24 protein-coding genes and 6 tRNA genes are annotated in these 22,590 nt (G+C 42.0%); 6 read left to right on the top strand and 24 right to left on the bottom strand.

All coding sequences use genetic code 11. The features are described from left to right. Nucleotides 1–192: 192 nt before the first annotated feature. Nucleotides 193–759 (bottom strand): 5-formyltetrahydrofolate cyclo-ligase, encoded by a 567-nt coding sequence (locus B1K52_RS12335; protein ID WP_077308663.1) that lies wholly within the window; start codon nt 757–759, stop codon nt 193–195. Between the two features lie 60 nt (nt 760–819). Continuing rightward, nucleotides 820–969 carry a 50S ribosomal protein L33 gene (gene rpmG, locus B1K52_RS12330; RefSeq protein WP_038561326.1) on the bottom strand — a complete coding sequence of 50 codons (150 nt, stop codon included), beginning with the start codon at nt 967–969 and terminating at the stop codon, nt 820–822. Between the two features lie 205 nt (nt 970–1,174). On the opposite strand from rpmG, the gene B1K52_RS12325 reads away from it, so the two are divergent. After that, entirely contained in the window at nt 1,175–1,522 is a 348-nt protein-coding gene (locus B1K52_RS12325; RefSeq protein WP_077308661.1) for a helix-turn-helix domain-containing protein, read from the top strand. After that, nucleotides 1,519–1,974: an endolytic transglycosylase MltG gene (locus tag B1K52_RS12320; protein ID WP_077308659.1), complete on the top strand. Its 456-nt coding sequence runs from the start codon at nt 1,519–1,521 to the stop codon at nt 1,972–1,974. Before B1K52_RS12325 ends, B1K52_RS12320 begins: the two co-directional genes overlap by 4 nt. Nucleotides 1,975–2,003: 29 nt before the next feature. Here B1K52_RS12320 and phoU read toward each other — a convergent pair whose 3' ends face one another. From phoU to B1K52_RS12235, 17 genes are all read right to left on the bottom strand, one after another. Beyond that, a complete protein-coding gene (phoU, locus tag B1K52_RS12315) occupies nt 2,004–2,663 on the bottom strand; it encodes a phosphate signaling complex protein PhoU (protein WP_077308656.1) in 660 nt (219 codons plus the stop codon). 22 nt (nt 2,664–2,685) lie between these two features. Then, entirely contained in the window at nt 2,686–3,459 is a 774-nt protein-coding gene (gene pstB, locus B1K52_RS12310) for a phosphate ABC transporter ATP-binding protein PstB (protein WP_077308654.1), read from the bottom strand. Between the two features lie 12 nt (nt 3,460–3,471). Further along, nucleotides 3,472–4,299, bottom strand: coding sequence for a phosphate ABC transporter ATP-binding protein PstB (gene pstB, locus B1K52_RS12305; protein ID WP_077308652.1), 828 nt, complete (start codon nt 4,297–4,299; stop codon nt 3,472–3,474). A gap of 20 nt (nt 4,300–4,319) precedes the next feature. Then, nucleotides 4,320–5,207 (bottom strand): phosphate ABC transporter permease PstA, encoded by an 888-nt coding sequence (gene pstA, locus B1K52_RS12300; protein WP_077308650.1) that lies wholly within the window; start codon nt 5,205–5,207, stop codon nt 4,320–4,322. Next, nucleotides 5,207–6,136, bottom strand: a complete 930-nt coding sequence (gene pstC / locus B1K52_RS12295; RefSeq protein ID WP_077308648.1) for a phosphate ABC transporter permease subunit PstC — start codon at nt 6,134–6,136, stop codon at nt 5,207–5,209. Before pstC ends, pstA begins: the two co-directional genes overlap by 1 nt. Before the next feature lie 132 nt (nt 6,137–6,268). Next, entirely contained in the window at nt 6,269–7,192 is a 924-nt protein-coding gene (locus B1K52_RS12290) for a phosphate ABC transporter substrate-binding protein PstS family protein (RefSeq protein WP_077308646.1), read from the bottom strand. A gap of 170 nt (nt 7,193–7,362) precedes the next feature. After that, the gene (locus B1K52_RS12285) at nt 7,363–9,438 is read right to left on the bottom strand and encodes a peptidoglycan D,D-transpeptidase FtsI family protein (RefSeq protein WP_077308644.1); all 2,076 of its coding nucleotides are present in this window, start codon (nt 9,436–9,438) and stop codon (nt 7,363–7,365) included. Nucleotides 9,439–9,507: 69 nt separating this feature from the next. Then, nucleotides 9,508–10,770: an MFS transporter gene (locus B1K52_RS12280; RefSeq protein WP_077308642.1), complete on the bottom strand. Its 1,263-nt coding sequence runs from the start codon at nt 10,768–10,770 to the stop codon at nt 9,508–9,510. Nucleotides 10,771–10,871: 101 nt separating this feature from the next. Beyond that, entirely contained in the window at nt 10,872–11,483 is a 612-nt protein-coding gene (locus B1K52_RS12275) for a superoxide dismutase (protein WP_077308640.1), read from the bottom strand. 170 nt (nt 11,484–11,653) lie between these two features. Continuing rightward, nucleotides 11,654–11,726 (bottom strand) — tRNA-Phe (locus tag B1K52_RS12270). Nucleotides 11,727–11,730: 4 nt separating this feature from the next. After that, nucleotides 11,731–11,823 (bottom strand) — tRNA-Ser (locus tag B1K52_RS12265). A gap of 28 nt (nt 11,824–11,851) precedes the next feature. Then, a tRNA-Ile gene (locus B1K52_RS12260) sits at nt 11,852–11,928 on the bottom strand. Nucleotides 11,929–11,945: 17 nt separating this feature from the next. Then, nucleotides 11,946–12,018, bottom strand: a tRNA-His gene (locus B1K52_RS12255). A gap of 22 nt (nt 12,019–12,040) precedes the next feature. Next, nucleotides 12,041–12,117: transfer RNA gene (locus B1K52_RS12250), tRNA-Met, on the bottom strand. A 1-nt stretch (nt 12,118) separates the two neighbouring features. Continuing rightward, a tRNA-Asn gene (locus tag B1K52_RS12245) sits at nt 12,119–12,193 on the bottom strand. 186 nt (nt 12,194–12,379) lie between these two features. Beyond that, on the bottom strand, nt 12,380–14,002 hold the full coding sequence (locus B1K52_RS12240) for a Na/Pi cotransporter family protein (protein ID WP_077308638.1): 1,623 nt from the start codon (nt 14,000–14,002) through the stop codon (nt 12,380–12,382). A 120-nt stretch (nt 14,003–14,122) separates the two neighbouring features. Next, on the bottom strand, nt 14,123–14,749 hold the full coding sequence (locus tag B1K52_RS12235; RefSeq protein WP_077308636.1) for an NfeD family protein: 627 nt from the start codon (nt 14,747–14,749) through the stop codon (nt 14,123–14,125). Nucleotides 14,750–14,876: 127 nt separating this feature from the next. Between B1K52_RS12235 and B1K52_RS12230 the strand changes: the two genes are divergently transcribed. Then, entirely contained in the window at nt 14,877–15,224 is a 348-nt protein-coding gene (locus B1K52_RS12230) for a LysM domain-containing protein (protein ID WP_077308634.1), read from the top strand. A 117-nt stretch (nt 15,225–15,341) separates the two neighbouring features. Further along, nucleotides 15,342–16,451: a flavodoxin-dependent (E)-4-hydroxy-3-methylbut-2-enyl-diphosphate synthase gene (gene ispG / locus B1K52_RS12225; protein WP_077308632.1), complete on the top strand. Its 1,110-nt coding sequence runs from the start codon at nt 15,342–15,344 to the stop codon at nt 16,449–16,451. A 35-nt stretch (nt 16,452–16,486) separates the two neighbouring features. Here ispG and B1K52_RS12220 read toward each other — a convergent pair whose 3' ends face one another. After that, nucleotides 16,487–16,810, bottom strand: a complete 324-nt coding sequence (locus tag B1K52_RS12220) for a hypothetical protein (RefSeq protein ID WP_077308630.1) — start codon at nt 16,808–16,810, stop codon at nt 16,487–16,489. A gap of 117 nt (nt 16,811–16,927) precedes the next feature. On the opposite strand from B1K52_RS12220, the gene B1K52_RS12215 reads away from it, so the two are divergent. Continuing rightward, on the top strand, nt 16,928–17,203 hold the full coding sequence (locus B1K52_RS12215) for a DUF2624 family protein (protein WP_077308628.1): 276 nt from the start codon (nt 16,928–16,930) through the stop codon (nt 17,201–17,203). Between the two features lie 45 nt (nt 17,204–17,248). On the opposite strand, the gene B1K52_RS12210 is transcribed toward B1K52_RS12215, so the two are convergent. Together B1K52_RS12210 and B1K52_RS12205 are read right to left on the bottom strand one after the other, a co-directional pair. Further along, nucleotides 17,249–18,139: a deoxyribonuclease IV gene (locus B1K52_RS12210; protein WP_077308626.1), complete on the bottom strand. Its 891-nt coding sequence runs from the start codon at nt 18,137–18,139 to the stop codon at nt 17,249–17,251. A 10-nt stretch (nt 18,140–18,149) separates the two neighbouring features. Beyond that, entirely contained in the window at nt 18,150–19,466 is a 1,317-nt protein-coding gene (locus tag B1K52_RS12205; protein WP_077308624.1) for a DEAD/DEAH box helicase, read from the bottom strand. A 175-nt stretch (nt 19,467–19,641) separates the two neighbouring features. Between B1K52_RS12205 and B1K52_RS12200 the strand changes: the two genes are divergently transcribed. Then, a complete protein-coding gene (locus B1K52_RS12200; protein ID WP_077308622.1) occupies nt 19,642–20,589 on the top strand; it encodes a 4-hydroxy-3-methylbut-2-enyl diphosphate reductase in 948 nt (315 codons plus the stop codon). 28 nt (nt 20,590–20,617) lie between these two features. Here the strand turns inward: B1K52_RS12200 and B1K52_RS12195 are convergent, their stop codons facing one another. Next, the gene (locus tag B1K52_RS12195; protein ID WP_179106543.1) at nt 20,618–21,727 is read right to left on the bottom strand and encodes a Nif3-like dinuclear metal center hexameric protein; all 1,110 of its coding nucleotides are present in this window, start codon (nt 21,725–21,727) and stop codon (nt 20,618–20,620) included. Beyond that, complete coding sequence (locus B1K52_RS12190) at nt 21,720–22,430, bottom strand: tRNA (adenine(22)-N(1))-methyltransferase (protein WP_077308618.1); 711 nt, start codon at nt 22,428–22,430, stop codon at nt 21,720–21,722. Before B1K52_RS12190 ends, B1K52_RS12195 begins: the two co-directional genes overlap by 8 nt. Nucleotides 22,431–22,590: the final 160 nt, after the last annotated feature.

Below are 22,590 nucleotides of genomic sequence, written 5' to 3'. Positions count from 1 at the left end.
AATCCCATCGATAGCCGAATAAGTCCTTTCCTAAGAACCGTAACGGCCAAAATTGCATTCAGCACACGATAGCGCTCTCGTATTAAGAATATGACACTGGCTGCGAGTGACACTGCAGTAATAATCGATTTCCACATCAGCACCCATCCTTTCCTCCGGGATAACCTTAGTGTGTCCCGAACCAGAAGGCTGCTATTCGGCTAAGACAATAAAACCATCATCTGTCAGAAGATACTCGACACACCGATCAAAAGGATCAACAGGCAACGATTGTCTCAGCTGCTGACTGCTGGCAAGCGCAATTGTTGTATGGGGATAATCTGCAATATACCGATCATAATAACCTCCGCCATACCCAATTCTATACCCAGATTTATCAAATAAAAGTCCAGGAACAAGGAGAAAATCGATGTCGTTTTTGAAAGCAGGTGTGCACAGGTCAGGCACAGGCTCCTTAATCTGAAAGGCACCGTCCGTCAGCTGATTATAACTTTCTACATAGTAAAACTGCATCTCTCTATTTTCCAGTGTAAGCGGCACGCACACGTTTTTCTTTTCCAGCCAAGCTTGCTGAATAATTTTCGTTGTATCCCATTCATGTGGCAGTGCCATTGTGAGACCAATGGTGTTCGCACATTTCCAAACAGCGGACGAAAAAAGAAACGAAGCCAATTGATGTTCTACACGAAGCTTTTCAGTTGGCGATATTTCTCTCAGCAGCTGAAGTCCCTCTTGACGAAGCCGTTGCTTCTCTTCCATCACGAACCCCCCCTGTATGCAAAAAAACTCCCGCCAATAGGGGGAGTCTTTTATACGAACTTATTTTGTTTCGCGGTGCAGCGTATACTTTTTCAAGCGTGGGCTATATTTTCTAAGCTCCATGCGTTCTGGATGTTTACGCTTGTTTTTTGTTGTAATGTAGTTACGATCTCCTGTTTCTGTGCAGGCGAGAGTAATGTTTACACGCATGTATAATCCCTCCCAACAATCTTAAATAATTGTATGAAAACATAACGATCTTCAGACCACCTAATAATAGCAGAATTATGGTGCTATATCAACCTTTATCCTCAACAATTTAATAAGAAGCTAGTATTTTGTCGAAATCTCTATATCACTGTCAGCATCAATATGATATAAATAGGATAGCAATAATTAGGAGGTAACACACATCATGTTAATCGCTGCCATCACCTTTCTTGCAGCAGGCATCATTCTTTGGATTTTTTCTTTCTTTATGCAGGACAAATTTAAGAATATGAATCAGCAAATCGAACAATTGACTTTATCAACGATGCAAGAAACCTATACGATGAATAAAAAAATTAAAGTACTGGAAGAAGAACTGCTGCCGACCACACAGCGCGAGTCAAAACAAAGTCGCTCACAAAAACCAGCCATCTTCCAGAAGGTCCAAAAACTGCATCAACAAGGCTATAGCATCAAAGAAATCGCTAACGAGACAGGCTTAGCAGAGGACGATGTATACCGCGTTGCCAGACAAACAGGAGGACAAAGATGAAGCAAGTACTACAAGGCTTCGCAACTGCTCTACTGCTCGCAGGTGCATGTATGCTGGTTCTCCATTTCACTGCTGATAATCGCACTACAAATACAACCTCGGCAGCTCCGATAAAAAAGGAACAACTCAGCACAGAAGAAATGAAAACACATCTAGAAAAGGACGATTATTATATTCTAAATAGCCAAGAATATGAAGAGCTCCAGAAAAAACCACAAGCGAAGGAAGAAACAGAACCAGAACAAACGAAAAAGTTTCAACTGAAGCTAGAGCGTGGTATGACGAGTGATGAAGTAGCTCGTCTACTAGAGAAAAAGCACATTCTTGAAGATGGAGATGCTTTTCTTACTTATCTGAACGTTACAGAAGCAAGTAAAGCATTACAAGTAGGAACTTATGATATCAATTCTGATATGTCCTATGAAGAAATTGCAGATTTACTAACAAAATAAAAGCAGCGGCATCCAGCAGCCGCTGCTTTTTATTTGTTTAGATCAATGGACGTACCTTTAACCAAATACAAAATACCTTCACCGATATTTGTAATGTGGTCCCCGATTCGTTCAACGAAACGTCCTACGAAAACAAGCTGCATCATCTGCTGATGCTTGCCCGCTTCTGCCTTTCGCTCATCCAGCATATCCCGGAACAATTCGCCGTACATACTGTCTACGACGTTATCTAGATCAGCTAACTTTTTCGCTTTACTGATATCTTCTTCTTCAAAGGCTTGTACAGCGCTATGAATCATTTTGCTGACAACTTCCTGCATATCACGAATTGCAAGAGGAATTTCATATGGACTGAGTACATTTAATCGATTTACACTTTTAGCGATATTTTTTGCATGATCAGCCATGCGTTCCAAATCAGTGGATACACGAAGAAATGCCACCAATCGGCGCAAGTCAGTCGCTACTGGCTGCTGCATCGCAATAAGCTGAATCGTTGCCTCATTGATATCTTGGTCGCGCTTGTTCAAAATCTCATCATTCTCAATAACCTTATATGCCAGGTCACTGTTCCGTTCATACAATGCATCAATCGCTTGTTTTAGTGCAGAATCTACTTCAAATGCAAAAGAAATAATTGATTTTTGAATTGCTTCTAAATCTGCTGAAAACTGTTCTCTAGCTACCATATGTTCTCCTCCAGTGCGTCATTTAACCGAAACGACCGCTAATGTAGTCTTCTGTCCGTTTATCTTCCGGATTCGAGAATAATTTGCTTGTTTCTGTTGCTTCCACTACATGACCATGCAGGAAGAAGGCAGTTTTATCAGAGATGCGAGAAGCCTGCTGCATGTTATGTGTTACGATAACAATGCAATATTTCTTCTTCAGCTCTGTCATAAGCTCTTCAATTTTCAATGTTGAAATTGGATCCAGCGCAGATGTTGGTTCATCCATTAATACAACATCTGGTTTTGTCGCAAGCGCACGTGCGATACACAAACGCTGCTGCTGTCCCCCAGATAGCCCCATCGCAGAAGATTTTAGGCGATCTTTTACTTCATCCCATAATGCTACATCTTTCAGCGTCGTTTCGACAATTTCATCTAACTCACTCTTTTTCTTTATACCATGAATCTTTGGCCCGTAAACAATATTATCGTAAATTGACTGCGGGAAAGGATTACCCTTTTGGAAAATCATTCCGACATTTCGGCGTAAATCAACTAAGTCAACTCTGGAATCAAGCAGATTCTTTTCTTTATAGTTGATTTCCCCTGTCATTCGGACACCTGGTACCGTATTAATCATTAAATTAAGTGTTTTAATGAAAGTGGATTTACCACAGCCAGATGGTCCGATAATTGCATATATTTCGTTATTCAATGCTTCTAGGTTAACATCCTTCAGAGCATGATAATCGTCATACCATAAATTCAAATCATTAACTTGGAATATTGATTCCTTCGTTGCTGCCGCTTGCATAGCTGTTGCCTCCTACCCGAATCTGCCGGAAATATATTCTTCTGTTTTCGTTTCAGAAGGATTAGTGAAGATTTTCTTTGTATCATCATATTCAACAATGTCTCCATTGAAGAAAAATGCTGTCTTATCAGACACACGTGATGCCTGAGACATATTGTGTGTGACGATGACAATGGAATAATCTTCTTTGAGCTGAAGAATCAATTCCTCTATCTTAGCGTTAGATACCGGGTCGAGCGCAGAAGCCGGTTCATCTAACAGAAGAATTTGCGGCTCCATTGCTAATGTACGTGCGATACAAAGCCGCTGCTGCTGACCGCCAGATAAAGATAATGCAGATTGATGCAATCGATCTTTCACTTCATCCCATAACGCAGCCTTACGCAAACTCTCTTCTACTATTTGATCAAGTGCTTGCTTATCCTTCTGCCCGTTATATTTCAACGCGTGCGTAATATTATTGTAGATTGATTTAGGAAATGGGTTCGGCTTTTGGAACACCATACCTATTTCTGCTCTTAACGCTACAACGTTGATATCTTTTCGAAGAATATTCAAACCATCGTAAATGATCTCACCTTCCGCGCGACTGGAAGGAATTAAATCGTTCATCCGATTTATGGAACGTATGAATGTAGATTTACCACACCCTGATGGACCGATCAATGCAGTTACCGCATTTTTCTCAATCCCCATATTAGCCCGTTTCACTGCTTCCTTGCTGCCATAGAAAATACTTAAATCCTTAACATCAAGTACAATTTCCTTATGGGAAGCTGCTTTTTTTAATATAGTCTCTTCAGTTTCTGTTTCAGTTGGTCTATCTGCTGTATAGTTCATGTCACGAACTCCTCTCTTCATTATTTACTTGCTGTAAGTTTCTTATGGATGACACTGCCCAACCAGCGAGCGAGGATATTGAACACTAAAACAGCAATAACTAGAACCGCTGCAGCACCGTTGGCTACTTCACGAATGTCCGGAATCAAACCTTGTGTGTTAACTGCCCAGATATGAACTGCTAACGTTTCCGCGGGACGGAAGATATTTAAGGGAGAATTCTCAGCAAGTGGGTTCCAGTTTCCGTAATCTAATGTCGGAGTAGAAAGACCCGCAGTATAAAGCAAAGCTGCTGCTTCTCCAAATACACGCCCAGATGCCAGAATTGCACCGGTCAAAATACCAGGGAAAGCATATGGAAGTAACACTGTTTTGATTGTATGCCATCTTGTAATACCTAACGCAAGACTCGCTTCTTTTAGTTCTTTTGGTACACTGTTGATTGCATCCTCAGTAACTCGGACCATAACAGGAATGTTGAAGATTGTTAAAGCTAAAGCACCGCCAATAATTGTATATCCCCAGCCTGTGATATTAACGAAGATTAATAGACCGAACAAACCAACAACGATAGAAGGCAAAGATGCCAGCATCTCAATACATGTACGAATAAAGTTTGTGATTTTTCCAGGCTTTGCGTATTCAGCCATGTATACCCCGCCGCATACACCAAGCGGGACAGTAATAATCATTGTAATAAATAGGATATAAAATGAGTTGAATAATTGGTCACGAATACCACCGCCGGCTTGATAAGCACTGGATGGAGACGTCAAGAAGTCCCATGAAATTTGCGGAACTCCGTTAGATAAGATGAAATAGAAAAGATAAAGCAGTAAAGCAACCATGATTGCCGCGATAGTGTAAAAAATACCTGTTGCAATGCGATCTGTAATTCTGCTGTTCATTAGACTTTCCTCCTGCCTGACAAGTAACGGACAATAAAGATGAATAGGAATGAGATGACGAGTAAGATAAGACCCATCGACCATAGTGTATTATTCTCAATACTTCCATATGTTGTATGTCCAATGTTAAGCGTTACGATAGTTGTTAATGTTGCGGAAGTGTCAAAGATGGTTTCCGGAATATCACGCGAGTTACCGATTACCATCTGTACAGCTAATGCTTCACCGAAAGCACGCGCCATACCAAGCACAATAGCAGTCAGCAGTGATGGCAATGCTGCTGGAATTAATACTTTGCGAATTGTCTGCCAGCGTGTTGCACCTAATGCCATAGAACCTTGTCGAAGGCTGTCCGGCAATGAACGCATCGCGTCAGTTGCTATAGTTGTAACCGTAGGGAGAATCATCACAGTCAAAACAACAACACCCGCAAACAAGCTAAATCCAATACCAGGTAAGTTATCCCTTACTAATGGCACTAACACGACAAGTCCAATAAAACCATATACAACAGATGGTATCCCTACAAGTAGTTCAATTACCGGCTGTAAGACCTTCTTTCCAAACCTCGGTGAGATTTCAGACATAAAGATTGCAGCACCAATTCCAAGCGGTGCTGCTACCAATGCAGAAAGGAAGGTTACAGCTAGCGACCCGAAGATGAAGGGAAAGATTCCATAAGAAGCTTCTCCACTGCCTACAGGATTCCAGTTTGTACTGGTTAGGTATGCAATAGGATTAATATTATTAACAGTAAATGATTGCAAACCCTTTTGGGCTAAGAAAACAGTAACTGAAATTGTCGCAGCAATCATTATAATTGCACAGATAGTTACTAGAGAACGACCGCGCACTTCATCCCAGCGTCTGTTTTTATTGGTAAGGATCAGCCTATCTTCAGCTGATGTGTTAACTGTTGCTTTTGCCAACTTCTACAACTCCTCTTAAAAAACAACGAAAAGGAACACTTACATTGTGCCTTCCGATGCCTGTGATAGCTATTTTATAACCACAGTAAGGTAAATGCAGTGAAACACCGCATCTACCTTATGCTTTACACATTATTTATCAGTTTGGTTTCCTTCTGCATCGCGTTCAACTTCCATCGCTGTCATTGGTACATAACCTTGTTCAGGCACGATAGTAGTTTGAACTTCTTCGCTAAGCATGTAATCAAGGAATTCTTTAGCAAGACCTTCAGCATCTCCATTTGTGTAAGAATGCTGGTAAGCCCAGATTGGGAATTCGCCAGAACCAATTGTTTCATCAGTAGGTTCAACGCCATCAATGCTTGCTTTTGTTACAGAATCATCATCAAAGTAAGAAAGAGCTAGGTAGCCAATCGCACCTGGTGTATCAGCAACGATTTGCTTAACAGTGTTGGAAGAATCCTCCGTAACACCTTCTGCTGGAGTTTCACCATCAAGACCAAACTTTACGAAAGTAGCACGAGTACCAGAGGAATCTGGACGGTTTACAAGCGTGATTTCTTCATCCGCTCCGCCAACTTCAGACCAGTTTGTAATCTTGCCAGTGAAGATATCTTTCAGCTGCTGTTTTGTAAGATTATCAACGCCTACTTCTGGGTTGATTGCTGCCGTCATACCTACAACTGCAACTTTGTGATCAACTATAGCGTCTGCGTCAATACCCTCTTTTTCTTCAGCAAATACATCAGAGTTACCGATAGCAACAGAACCTTCCTGAACCTGACTCAGGCCAGCTCCGGAACCACCTGCGTTTACTTGGATGTCTGCATCTGGGTTTTCTTCCTTGTACTTTTCAGCTGCTGCTGCTACTAAAGGCTGCATTGCACTGGAACCAGATACAACGATTGAGCTTTCGGAAGTTTCTCCGCCGCTGTTGCTGTTCCCGCTGTTGTCTTCTTCAGATTGTTCGCCGCCAGCGTTACCGCCACATGCTGCAAGTACACCAATTACGAGTGCAAACATTGCAAGCAAAACAGATAGTTTCATTTTCTTCATGTTTGATTTTCCCCCTACGAAATTCGATTAGTTCCTTTGCCTTACAACTACATAATAGCTTGTCATCGTTAAGGAATAATAAACTCAATGTAAAGGTTATGTAAATAACATCAGTTTTTGTAGAAAAAAGAAGAACCACCCGTTTGTTTGGGTGGTTCTTCGGTAATACTTTATTCAGCTTCTTCTTTATCTTTGTCGTCAGGTGCAGTGTGCTCGTAGTAATATTTTAGTGCACGGTTGACGATATTGTAGGTAATTGGGTACTGACCTGTACCACCGCTTACAATACCTAAATTAGGTACCATAACAGCAAAAGCGATATCTGGGGTTTCAGAATCTGCATAGCCGATTAGTGTCCAGTTTTCTAGATCAGTACCATTAACACTTGTCTGTGCAGTTCCTGTTTTACCTGATATATCATACGTCTTTGCTTCTTTACTTAGGCGATTATAAGCTGTTCCTTGCTGTGTCTGAAACACCATCTTAAAACCTTTTTTAATCCGTTCTATTTGGTCTTCAGTTGCTGTAATCTTATTCAATACCTCTGGATTTTTCGTCTCTGCTAATGGTCCTAACTTGTCTTTTTCATTTGAAGGATCATGTATTTCGCTAACAAAATGTGGTTTAATTCGATAACCGCCATTAGCTATTGTAGAGACATACTGGGCCAACTGCATTGTAGTATAAGTGTCAAACTGCCCGATAGAGAAGTCAAGTAGGTTACCGGCTTGACCTGTTGTTCCGACATAGCCTACTGACTCAGAAGGCAAATCAATACCTGTCTCTACTCCAAGACCGACTTGGTTGTAATAATTGCGCAAAATACGGAATGCATCTTGGTCGAATGAAACAGACTGACCTCTCTGATAATTGAATTCTCCTCCAATTCGTAATGCCACATTAAACATATATACGTTGGAAGACATTTGCAAAGCTTGCAAGTCAGTAATAACACCCATTCTTTTCCAAGATGACTTCGTAGGTGTGTCTTTAATTTCCATCGGTTCATCTAATATTGGTTCATTAAAATTAACCACACCTTCCTGATACCCAGCAAGCAATGTTGCTCCCTTAACTGTGGATCCAACAGCTCCAGCTGTAAAGACAGTGTTCATATCAGCAGACTCATATTTATTATCTTCTCGATTGTAATGCTGTCCACTAGCTGCATATATTTCACCAGTATTAGGGTTAAGCATAACGGCCATTGCATTTTCTAAGTAGCGATTGGCACCGGGATATTTGTTAATAGCGCCTTTCAACTCTTCCCGCACTATCTTATCCAATTCTTTCTGAAAGTCCATATTAATGGAAAGCTGCAGATCTTGACCGCGCTGTCCTTCTGAAATAACTTCCTGAGACACAATATTGTTATCATTGTCTGTTATATAACGAACACGTTTTTTGTCGCCTTTGAGCAGGCTTTCGTATTCCATTTCCAGACCGCTTGTACCAATTCGGTCATTCAGCTGGTAGTTCCGGGATTTATAATAATCCTCTTCTCCTTGCGGTATTCCTGTTTTAATACTGCCAAGAGCACCTTGGAGAGAACCTTCATTTGGATAGTAGCGTTTCCAGTCGGTGGCAACATTGATGCCTGCCATCTGCTCCATATTTTCTGCAATTGTTGCGTATTCTTTTTCCGTAACATTTTCATTTTTTATAACGTGAGGAACAAGCTCCTGCGCACTGTCCAGTTCACGCTTTATTGCAATGATTTGCTTAGCCTGATCATCTGTCATGAGATCTTTATAATCCGCTTCCGTAATTCGCTCAAGCGTCAGATTATAAATTTCACTATCATCAAGCGACTCTTTTTCAGCGGCAGTGATTCTGCCGTTCGCTTCTTCTGCATTCAGAAGGTACCAATATTCCTTATATTCTCTCTCAGTAATCTTCTCAATTGCTTTTTCATCCATCTTGATAATATCTGCTAGCTGTTTTGCAAGTTCCAATCGTTCATCAGCAGAGTCACCATTTTTCGGCGGTGTATAGGTAATGGAATAAACGGGTTCATTGCCGACAATTACCTTCCCCTCGCTATCATAAATCATACCGCGCGGAACAGATATTTCTGCTATATCGTTTGTTGTTTTTTCTAGGACTGCCTGGTGTTCTTCTCCGTTGATGATCTGCACTACGCCAAGCTGCAGGATCAAAGCAGAGAACAGCAGGAAAACGACCGCAAACAAAACATTGAGACGGAAAGGAAGCAGTGCACGCTTTTTCTTCCTTTTTTTAGACATAATGTTCCCCCATTCTTACATACTGCTCCCATTATATCATCAACTTCCATCTCCTTCTACTAAAGACTGTCAGCGTTTGTCATCCCCTGCAATTTCATTTTTAGGCAGCTTTTTAATCGAGGGTTCTGCTGCAAAGTTCGTGATACGTCGAGTAAAGTAGTAAATGAAAAATGGTCCGGCTCCTAATATAAGCATCAAGTATGGAATAGAAGCATCTTTCCAAATACCAATACCAACAAGCAGCGCCAGAACAGACAAGATCCTTCCTATATTTGTGGCTGCATCACTTATTACGATGTATTCAACTCGCAAACTTCTTGCATCCTTCGCTTTGCCAATAACGTCGTAAGATAGCGATAAATATGGTACATAAAGAATCGGGTAAAATGCGCCAATTAATGCTGCATATATCAGTAAAGTAGTAAAGTTAAGCTTGATCAGTAACAACACGATACTTAACGACAAGGCGACCCCGCTTAAGAAAATTGCCATCTTCCGCTGACGGCTTTTTATATACCGAGTTGCTATAAAATAGAAAACTAAAGAAAAAGCGGAATAAACAAGATTGAATGTACCGAGTGACAGCTCGCTATTCGTGACAATAAAAATCCATACCGAGATGATAAAAGTATAGATACCTTCCCTTATCCCTTGAAAAACATGCGCAACAACAATATTCCGCCACGCTGCATCACGTCCAATTTCTCTCCATGCAAATCTAAGGCCGAATTTCCCTTCAGCTCTTCTTCTGCCAAGACCAGCTGTGCATAAAACAGCCAAAAGAAAAAGTACAAAACTCACAGCAAATATTAATGTATAGCCATGGCTATTGTTCATCCTGGTTATGATATACCCAGCTACAAATGGTCCGATCATACCTGTAAATGATTGCAGCAAACCTGACACACCATTAAAGAAGTCACGCGTTTCCGGTTCTGTTACTTCAAAGGTTAAAACGGAGTAAGCAAGCCAATACATTCCATAACCAATGCCTAGTACTGTACCAAGCAATACATTATATGTGGCAGCTTTCTCTCCGGTAAACAAAACAAGAAGGAAAAAGATGCTGAGGAAGACTACGCCAATACGAAGTATGATGATGCGGTCAATCCGCTTGGCCCAACGCCCGGATAAGGTGAATAGTATTGCTTGCGCCACATAAATCGCCAAGTTGTACATGGCAATGTTGACCAAATCATTTGTTTGCTTCCATAAATAAATATTAACGAACGTGTTCGATAGGAAAATCCCTAGAGAATAAAGTGCTCCGATAATAAGAAGCATATTCAGTTCTTTTCTGCTCGAATCCATGGTAAATAAGTTCGGCTTCATAATGCCATCTCCTTTTACTTCTAGTTAGTATTTTCTAATGAAAAGGAGATATGCACAAAAAAAAGACATCAGCTTTTTAGCTGATGTCTTCTTTTTAGTACTTATTTAGCTTCGCGATACAAGCGCTCTACTTCATCCCAGTTTACAACGTTCCAGAAAGCACTAATGTAATCCGGGCGTTTGTTTTGGTATTTCAAGTAGTAAGCGTGCTCCCAAACATCAAGTCCAAGAATAGGCGTTTTACCATCCATTACTGGGTTATCTTGATTTGGAGTTGATACGATATCAACTTCGCCGTTTTCTACAATAAGCCATGCCCAGCCAGAACCGAAACGGCCAGCTGCTGCTGCTGCGAATTCTTCTTTGAATTTATCTAGTGTACCGTATTTGTTAGCAATTGCAGTAGCTACTTCGCCAGTAGGCTCTCCGCCGCCATTCGGGGAAAGAAGCTTCCAGAATAGGCTGTGGTTGTAGTGACCGCCGCCGTTGTTGCGTACTGCTGTTTGTACGTCAGAAGGAAGGTCATTCACACCTGCAACAAGTTCTTCTAGGGATTTGCTTTCTAAGTCAGCTTTTCCTTCGATTGCACCGTTTAACTTTGTCACATATGTGTTGTGATGTTTCGTGTGATGGATGTTCATTGTTTCCTTATCGATATGAGGCTCAAGTGCGTCGTATGCGTAAGGCAGTTCTGGTAGTTCAAATTTAGCCATGATTATTCCTCCTTAAGTGATATGTAATCAAAGGTTATCACCTTTTCGTAAAGCGTACCAAAGCTTGTCTGAAACGGCAAGTATTTTGCACGCAGTCCTTTATTAAATCACTCGCTGCTTTCGTTCTGAAACAAAAAAACAGCTGTTCCTTTGAACAGCTGTTACTGGAGTGGCTCGGGACGGAATCGAACCGCCGACACACGGATTTTCAGTCCGTTGCTCTACCGACTGAGCTACCGAGCCAAGATGGCGGAGGAAGAGGGATTCGAACCCCCGCGAGCCGTTAAGCCCCTGTCGGTTTTCAAGACCGATCCCTTCAGCCAAACTTGGGTATTCCTCCGCGTTGCAATATAAAGTTGATAATCGTATGGTGGACCCTGCAGGACTCGAACCTGCGACCGATCGGTTATGAGCCGATAGCTCTAACCAACTGAGCTAAGGGTCCAATACATTTTTTAAAAGGGCGATTGATGGGGATTGAACCCACGAATGCCGGAGCCACAATCCGGTGCGTTAACCACTTCGCCACAACCGCCATGGTACAATTATTAATAATATGGTAGCGGCGGAGGGGATCGAACCCCCGACCTCACGGGTATGAACCGTACGCTCTAGCCAGCTGAGCTACACCGCAATGGCTCCACAGGCAGGATTCGAACCTGCGACCGATCGGTTAACAGCCGATAGCTCTACCACTGAGCTACTGTGGAATAATTGAATATGTTATGTATTAGCGACGATATATAATTTATCATGCATTCAATAACTTGTCAATTGTTTTTCTATAAGTTTTTGTTATATTTTTTGTGTCCTTTTAACTGACAGGAATACTATAGCATGTCCTCACCTTCATTACAAGAGAAAAATATAAAAAAGACAGAGAGTTGGCCCTCTGTCTACTCGTTCAGAATCAATTGCGCGATGTTTACCGCATGATCACCAATACGTTCCAAGTTACTAATAATATCTACGAAAACGATTCCAGCAGAACCGGTGCACTTTCCTTCATTTAATCGAATTAGATGCGTTTTCCGAAGGCTGCGTTCCATTCTGTCAATTTGATCTTCCTTCTGCAGTACTGCAATGGCTACTTCCCGATCTTGCTTGTCCAGCGCCACCATTGCCTGTTTCACTGTGATAATCGTCAAATCAAACATGCTGTTAAGTTCTTGCTGCGCTTCTCTGGTCAATTTAATATTACTCGATATTTGAAAGTCGACAAATTCAACAATATTTTCAAAATGGTCCCCGATACGTTCAATATCCCGAATAGCATCCAGCAAAGCTGCATGTCTTGTGCTTTCCTCATCGGAAAGCGTATTTGTAGAAATCTTTGAAAGATAATCTGTGATTTCCCGATCCTTACGATTTACTTCCTTCTCCAACTGCATAGCTAGGTCTGCAAATTGTCTTTCATGGTTATTAGCATATGTACTGGCCTGTTCTAACCCATCGACTGCCAATCTTCCCATATGCAAGACCTCTAATTTTGCTTGTTCCAATGCCAGCACAGGAGACTGCTGAATAAATAACGGGTCCAGATGGTTGGTCAGTGCCATCGGCCGCTCCTCTTCACCTGGGATAACTTTTGTAATAAGCCAGACAAAAAAACCAAGGAACGGAAGCAGTATAAGTGTATTTGCAACATTATATAGTCCATGGGCTCCAGCAATTGTCAGTTTGTCATTCAAATTGAATATAACTTGCATCCAAGTAATAACGTCTACAAATAATGGCAGAATCAACAAGAAAATTACTGCACCAATTGCATTGAACAAAACATGGCTTAATGCCGCTCGTTTTGCCTGGACGGTAGCTCCAATTGCCGCTAGCATGGCTGTGAGCGTTGTGCCAAGATTATCTCCTAGCAATACCGGAAGAGCTCCCTCTAAATCAATACCATTTTGTGCATACAATTCCTGAAGAATAGCTATAGTAGCGCCGCTGCTTTGTACGACGATTGTCATAAAGGTACCAATTGCCGCTCCTGCGATTGGATTGCTGTGCATACTGGCTGCTAGAGATTGAAAAGCATCTAAATGCAGTATTGGGTGCAGTCCGTCTCCAATTAGCGTCAGACCAAAGAATATACCGCCCGCTCCGAACAGCACTTTACCGATTTGCTGTGTTCGCTGATTTGTAAAGAAATAAATTAAAAACGCACCGACCGCCATGATCGGAAGACCAAATTTAATTAAGTTAATCCCAATAAAAAAGGCAGTCAATGTTGTACCTATATTTGCGCCCATAATAACAGAAATAGCCTGTCTTAATGTTAGATAGCCCGCATTCACTAACCCTACAACCAAAATGCTGGTCGCCGTGCTGCTCTGAACGAGTACTGTTACAATAAGCCCGGAAAGAACCCCAATTAGCGGATGTACCGTAAATCTGTGCATTGCCAGTTGCAGCTGCTTGCCATATGCTCGCTGTAATCCATCGCCCAAATAACGGATGGAAAAGAGAAACAAGCCTAAGCCGCCAATAAATTCAAAGATGATATATTCCCAATTAGACAATACAAGCCTTCCTTCCCTTCTCAAATATTCCCTCTTCAATTATTAAATTAGTTTAAAGGGTTGTAAAGGTCTTGTTAGGAAATTTACGATTAAAATTACTTTATTTGGTTAAATCCATGCCTACGATTCTATTTTTTCTACTAGTATTCTTGCCCCGCTAACATGCTTCACCTTAATTCGAGTACCGCTATCCAGCCATTTCCCATCTGTTATTGCACTCAATTCCCGGCCGCCCACTCGAATGGTACCTGAAGGACGCATATCGGTAATTGTTTCTCCCTCTTGCTCCAAAAGCGCTGCATATGTTTCATTTACGCTATTGTAGCCTTTATCGGAGCTTAGCGAGTCCAAAAGTGTAATCTTGCCCCACATGTCTCTTTTCGGGAACGCCTTCAAGAAAAGGAAAGAAGCGAATGCGCCAACAATGACTCCTATGATTGCATATATTCCGGCTGTCCAGTTTGGCGCAGTGAATCCAACTGTTAACAGCATGGTTAACAATCCAATGACACTAAGTGTGCCATCATTCAGTAATTTTCCATCAATAATGATGAGCAGCATCCCAACAAAGTAAAGCGGCAGCATATACCAGATTGCAGACGGGTCAAGATAGCTAATAAAGAAAGTGCCAATAAAACCCGCACCTAATAAGAAAAGAATTCCTCTAGCCTTTACAAGAATCTCACCAATGAGAAACATCGTTCCAAGACCAGTCATAAATATTGAAACCCAATTATAGTCCAGCATTCTTCATGCTCCTTTCTCCTACTATTTATATACGAAGACAGCGCTTTTTTGTTTCATGTTAAAGGTTTTTTCTATCCGATATCTAATACTTTATAGAATGAATAGTGCCAGGATCGGAGGAACTTCCATGTGGAAACGGATTGGTGTGTTTCTATTTTGTTGTGCTTTAGCTCTTAGTATTTGGAAGGATCTTACGATAGGAAGTCCCATCCCCACCGCTTCTACTGCTGAGAATGCACCGATAGAACCAGACGCGGACACACAAAAGAATCATACAAAAAAGACGTTTCAGCCAGTCCTTCTGCAGGTAAAGCAAGGTGACACACTTATTTCCATTACAAATGAGTTGAACAATCACGAGCTGCGCGTTACGATGGAACAAGTGATCCAGGATTTCGAGGAATTGAATCCAGAGAAGGATCCATATGCACTAAATGCAGGGTCAGCTTATTATTTTCCCCATTACCCAAGATGAAGATTTTATTAAACTTAAGCCTAGTTACTTCTAATTTAGCAGTATTAGCATTATAATGGGAAAATATAAGGATATTTCTCTGTTTTTCCTCGCGATAATCAAAGGAGCGATATATAAATGGCATTAATACACAGACAAGACACCCGTCCGGTTAAAGTAGGCGACATTACAATCGGCGGTAAAAACGAAGTTGTTATCCAGTCGATGACAACAACAAAAACACATGATGTGGAAGCTACTGTTGCGGAAATCAACAGATTGGAAGAAGCAGGCTGCCAAGTTGTACGAGTTGCTTGCCCAGATCAGCGTGCCGCTGATGCAATTCCTGAAATAAAAAAACGCATCAACATTCCACTTGTAGTGGATATCCATTTCAACTATAAACTAGCCTTAAAAGCAATTGAAGGCGGAGCAGATAAAATCCGGATCAACCCTGGTAATATCGGAAAACGAGAAAAAGTTGAAGCTGTCGTAAATGCAGCCAAAGAAAAAGGTATACCCATTCGTATCGGTGTTAACGCCGGTTCCTTGGAGCGCCATATCTTAGAGAAATACGGCTATCCGACTGCTGACGGTATGGTGGAAAGTGCATTGCACCACATTAAGATTCTTGAAGATCTTGATTTCCATGATATCATCGTTTCGTTAAAAGCATCCGATGTTTCGTTAGCAATAGAAGCGTATGAAAAAGCAGCTGAGGTAATTCCTTATCCGCTGCATCTTGGTATTACAGAGTCCGGTACGTTGTTTGCCGGAACAGTAAAGAGCTCAGCCGGACTTGGTGCTATCTTAAGTAAAGGCATCGGAAGCACGATGCGTATTTCCTTGAGTGCCGACCCAGTTGAAGAAGTAAAAGTTGCGCGCGAACTGCTCAAGATTTTTAACTTGTCTTCAAATGCAGCAACGCTTATCTCCTGCCCTACTTGCGGCCGAATTGAGATTGACTTAATCAGCATCGCCAATGAGGTTGAGGAGTACATTAGCACGATTAAAGCTCCAATTAAGGTTGCAGTACTAGGGTGCGCAGTAAACGGTCCTGGCGAGGCTCGTGAGGCTGATATCGGCATTGCCGGCGCTCGCGGTGAAGGCTTACTGTTCCGTCATGGTGAAATTATTCGTAAAGTACCGGAAGAAACAATGGTTGATGAGTTGAAAATCGAAATTGACAAGCTTGCAGAAGAATACTTCGCGAAGCAAGCTGAAGAAAAAGAAACTGCAGAGGCATAAAAAAAATCTGACTCCAGAATTGGAGTCAGATTTTTTTATACATATGGCGCTGTAAATAAAGAAAGAACAATTGCTATTATGCTTACGATTAAAGCTATATTACCAAGTGCATTGGCACCTTTGCGCTTCGCTAAGACACCAAAAACGATACCTGCCGCCCCGACAAGAATCGGTGCAATAAAGAAAGAAGCGATAGATAAAATTAAGGCAATATAGCCAAACATCTTTCCAGAACCCGTTGTTTGGTCTCCTTGAGCTTTCTCAGAACGCTGGTAACTATTTTCAGCTGGAGATAGTTCAGCTGCTGTTTCAACATCATCTTTGGAATGAATATCTTGCTCGAATTTTTCCTTGTCCATGTGAAATCCTCCTTATCTGGGGTGAGGTTAGTTCTAGTTTGTGTACGCAGGACATAAACTAACCAGGTAGATAAAGGAATCCAATGGCCCATTTTCATCTAAGAGCGGAGGTTTCACATGAATTTTATCGTTCACAAGCTTGTTCTGAATAAGCTGCGCAACTTGTCCGTTGAAGAAATCATGGAACAAAGCCAAGCTTATCAAGTACAGCTTACCCAGCTGCAGGCGTCTCAAATTGTACAATTTTTACGCCAGAACAAACTGGATCCATTCAAGGAAGCAGACCGTATGCAAATGCTCAAAGCACTAGCACAAATTACGGATAGAGAAACTGCAAAAAAGACTCATCAAATTTTTCTGCAGCTGGCAAAGGAACATGGTATTAAATTATAAAATAAATACCCAGCTGTGAGGAAAAAACCTCAAGCTGGGTATTACTTACGCCATGATATGATCTTTTAAGTTTGGGTTAAAACTGTTGTTCATAAGCATATCAATTTCATGCGCATATGGCGCTTTCTTATTTTTCTTGTCTTCTCCAACAAATGGTGTTTCTAATATCTTCGGCACGGTCATCAGCTGCTCATGATGCACGACGTATCGAAGCGCATCGTAACCGATGTAACCAAAGCCGATGTTTTCATGTCTATCTTTACGTGCTCCGCATTCATTTTTACTATCATTAATATGGAGAACCTTTAATCGATCAAGACCAATTACTTTGTCGAATTGATTTAGAACACCGTCAAAATCGTTCACGATATCGTAACCTGCATCATGTGTATGGCAAGTATCAAAGCAAATGGAAAGCTTGTCATTATGTTTGACACCATCAATGATGCGCGCTATTTCTTCAAAGTTGGAGCCAACTTCAGATCCTTTACCAGCCATTGTTTCCAATGCAATCTGAACTTGTTGATCCTTCTCTAACACTTCATTCAAACCTTCAATTATTTTCTGGATGCCGGCTGCTGTACCTTCCCCTACGTGAGCACCAGGATGAAGCACAATCTGTTTAGCTCCAATTGCTTCTGTCCGCTCAATTTCACTGCGAAGGAAGTTGACACCCAATTCAAATGTCTCCGGTTTAATGGAGTTGCCAATATTGATAATGTACGGGGCGTGGACCACAATATCGGTGATTCCGTGCTCTTGCATGTGTGCACGACCTGCTTCAATACTCAGCTCTTCAATAGCTTTTCTTCTCGTGTTCTGAGGCGCACCAGTATAAATCATCATGGCATTAGCGCCATAGGAATGCGCTTCTTCACTTGATCCTAATAGCATTTTTTTGCCGCTCATACTTACATGTGATCCGATAATCATAATTTCTTTCTCCTTACTTCCGCTTAAAACGATCTTTTCGGTCTAGCTTTTTCTTGATTTTATCTTTTTCATACTTCATTTTTCGTTTATAGCCCGGTTTTACTTTTTTCGGTTTCCGAACTTGTTTCCACGCTTGGTTTTCGTTGTCGGATTCCGTTTTCTTACGCGTAACCCGCTCATTCCATGGTTTCAGTTCTTTCCATTCGCCATTGCTGATATCGTAGTTTGTGAATTCAAGACCCTTTTTATCAAGCTTCTGGATTAATTCCAAGTCATAGTCATGATAAAGGTTGATCGCTGTTCCTTCCAAACCAGCTCGTGCCGTTCTGCCGACACGGTGTACATAGAATGGCTCCTCTTTTGGAAGCTGCGCGTTGATAACATGGCTGACACCTTTAATATCTATACCGCGTGCAGCTAAGTCTGTCGCAACAAGGTATTGGAAACGAAGTTCCTGAATATCACGAAGCACTCGTTTTCGTTCACGCGGCGTCAAGCCGCCATGCAGAAGACCGACTTCCAGTCCTTTGTCCGTCAATTCAGCAGCCAATCGGTTGGCTGCATCCTTTCCATTTACAAAGATAATCGCCATATAGGGCTGAATGACACCTGCGATTTTCATAATCAATTCTGCTTCATCGCGGTGACGCATTGGAATTAAGCGGTGTTCCATTGTTTCAGGTGAAAGATGACCGCCAATTTCAAAATGCTTCGGATTTTCCAGATATTTTTTCAAAAATGGCTGCAGACGCTCTGGAATTGTCGCTGAGAAAACAAGCAGCTGAACATCTTGATTCATCCGCGCCAAGATCTGATCCACTTCCTTGATGAAACCAAGATCCAGCATTAAGTCTGCTTCATCTACAACAAAACTGGTAGCAGGATACAAGTCAAGCGCCTGCTCTTCCATTAGATCTAAAATACGTCCTGGTGTACCAATAATAATCTGAGGCTGTGTTTTCAGCTTCTCAATTGATCGCTTCTTATCTGTACCGCCGATAAATAACTTTGTATGCCAATCGTTTTCTTTCCCAGCAAGTTTGATAAGATGACGAGCTTCTTCATAAATCTGAATAGCTAACTCACGTGTTGGTGCTGTCACAACAAATTGAGCGTTCTGCTCCTCTTCTTTCAGTTTACTGAACAGAGGAATCAAATAAGAATGTGTTTTACCTGATCCAGTATGTGACTGACCGATAACACTTTCTCCACGCAGAACTGCAGGAATGACTTTCTCCTGAATTGCAGTCGGTTTGGTAAAGCCTAGTTTATCAATCGCTTCATTGATGATCGGCTGAAGCGCATATTGTTTAAAATGATGATTTTTCATGTGTAACTCCTTTTGGACATTCTCTTACTTCTTTCATTATAGAGGACTTTGTCATATTTTGCACGATTCCATGCGGATAATAAACAATCTTTGTCATATTCTTTAATTGCCTTTATAATAGAGTAGACCCAGAAATAGATGAACCGTGCAAACGGAGAAGGGGGAAACACAGCGAATGAACATAATAAAAATAGCGCCGCGAGGTTACTGCTACGGTGTGGTGGATGCCATGGTAATTGCGCAGAATGCCGTGCGGGATGAGAATTTGCCCCGTCCAATCTACATTCTTGGTATGATTGTGCACAATGCGCATGTGACCAATGCATTTGAAACAGAAGGTGTCATCACACTCGATGGGCAGAACCGCATGGAGCTTTTAGAACAAATAGAAAGCGGTACGGTTGTATTTACCGCTCATGGTGTTTCACCAGAAGTAAAACAACGCGCGCATGAAAAAGGTTTGACTGTCCTGGATGCTACTTGCCCGGACGTAACACGCACGCATGACCTTATTCGCGAAAGAGTTGCTGAAGGATATGAAGTTGTCTATATCGGTAAAAAAGGTCACCCGGAGCCAGAAGGCGCTGTAGGCGTTGCACCCGGCAAGGTTCACCTCGTGCAAACCGAAGAAGACGTACAAGCACTGGAACTCAATGCAGACAAGCTAATTGTTACGAATCAGACAACGATGAGTCAATGGGACGTATACGATGTCATGCAGCTCGTAAAAGAGCGATTCCCGCAAACAGAGATGATACAAGAGATCTGTATGGCAACGCAGGTGCGCCAAGAAGCTGTCGCTGAGCAAGCGAAAGAAGCAGACCTTACTTTGGTGGTCGGCGATCCGCGAAGCAATAACTCCAACCGCCTTGCCCAAGTTTCAGAGGAAGTTGCTGGTACAAAGGCCTATCGTATTGAAGACCTTTCCCAATTGAAACTGGAATGGTTAGAAGGCGTTGAAACAGTTGCCATCACTGCAGGAGCCTCTACTCCTACTCCGGTAACGAAAGAAGTTATTAACTTTATTGAGAAATTTGATCCAGCTAGCTTGGAAGATGTAAAATTGGAGTTCAATGTTGACCCGAAAAAGATACTTCCAAAAGTAAAAGTGAAAAAAGCATAAAAAAACGAGTCCAGCTGGACTCGTTTTTTTATATGCTCTGAAATGGGTTCGTATCTGTTTCCGAGACATGTACTGCTACATCTCCAAACGCAGTCTGGACATAATCAGCTACCTTTTTCTTCATAATCTGTTCCGCATAGTGCCCTGGATCGATGAGCTGTAAGCCCGCTTCCACAGCATCCTGTGTCTCATGGAAGGTTAAATCCCCTGTGATATAGACATCAGCCTGCTGCAGCGCCTGATCAACGTAATCTCTGCCACTGCCGCCAAGGATAGCAACAGTCTCAACAGTGGCCGATGCGTCTCCTGCAAAGCGTACATGCGGGACGTCATACCGCTGTTTTACAAGTTCCGCCAAATCCTTCAGTGTTGTGGGTGCAGGCAGTTCGCCGACACGCCCTAACCCGTATGGTTTGCCTTTTTTCTCGTCTGCAAATATATCATACGCCACTTCCTCATATGGATGTGCAGCAATCATTGCTTTCATAGCTTGGTTCACACGCTCACTTGGCACGAGCACTTCAATGCGTACTTCTTCCACCTTTTCCAACTTGCCAGCTTCTCCGATAAAAGGCTGGGCGGCTGCATTGGGCTGGAAGTAACTATTCCCTTGTGATACGAAGCTTACCTTCTCATAATTTCCAATGTTCCCTGCACCGTTCGCATGCAGGGCATCTTTTACAACTTGTTCATGTGTAGCAGGAACAAAAACGACGACCTTTTTGTACGTGTCATATCCTTCAGGAAGAAAAACACGTACATTTTTCAAATCTAATGCCTCTGCCATTAAATCATTGACGCCGCCTTTTACGATATCCAAATTCGTGTGCGCAGCATATACAGTGATGTTATGCTGCATCAGTTTCTTCACCACGCGCCCTTTTGGCGTAGTAGTGTCTAATTTCTTTGGCGCTGCAAATAAGAGCGGATGATGCGCAATAATAAAATTTGCGCCTAGTTGGATTGATTCATCCACTACTGCTTCGGTCACATCAAGTGTCGTTAATACACCCGTCACCTCTTGATTTAGCTCTCCAACTTGTAAACCAACGTTATCCCATTTATAAGCCATCGATGGCTGACACCAAGTTTCAAAATGCGTCACCACATCCGCTATACGTAATCGCTTATCAGTCATCCAATTCCTCCTCAAGCCATAGAAGTTCTGTTTTGAAAGATGCCAGCTTCTCTTCATCGACTTGCTGGGCGCGCTGCATATTTGCAACATTTCGCTCTAGTTTTCGTTTGTATTCCTGCCATTTAGCTCGGAAAGCTGCATTTTTCTCTTGCAGCAGCTGCGGACCAAATAAGAGCTGCTTGTCACGGATAGCTGCATTTTCATCATACAGTTCCTTACCCTCACGTACCGCCACTAACACTTCGTAAATATGTCCAGCTTCTTCTAGAATCTGTTCTGTTTGCAAGACGAACCCATTCGCTAAGAACCACTTGCGTAAAACTCTGGCATCTATATTAGGCTGTACAATAAGCTGTTCGACTTGACCAAGCTTATTCTTACCTTGCTCCAATATAGAAGCAATAAGCGGTCCGCCCATGCCGGCAATCACAACTTGCTTCACTTCATTCGGCTGCACGACTGCAAGTCCGTCTCCTTTGCGCACCTCAATCCGATCCGTTAATCCCTGGAGCTTTACTTGCTTTTCAGCGCTTTTGTAAGGTCCATCGTTAATTTCACCAGCAATTGCATGGCTGGATGGATCCTGCAAACACACATAGCAAGGCAAGTAAGCATGATCAGAGCCAACATCGACAAAATGCGCCGATTTCGGCAAATGCGCCGCCACCGCTGTAAGCCGCTCTGACAACGATAAAACGTTCATTATGTCCAACTCCTTTGTCAAATATACGTATTTTTTGTAATATATCCTCTTATTCTTTTTCCCGCGGTAATTTGCAATCACCTATCAGATTCTGTAAAATATATGTATCCAAGGCAATAAGAAAGCCCAGCCATATGCGGTTAAACGCATAACAGCTGAG

The organism is Terribacillus halophilus (assembly GCF_900162685.1).
In the GTDB taxonomy this organism is placed as follows: Bacteria; Bacillota; Bacilli; order Bacillales; family Amphibacillaceae; genus Terribacillus; species Terribacillus halophilus_A.
This window is presented reverse-complemented; position numbering and strand designations above follow the sequence as displayed.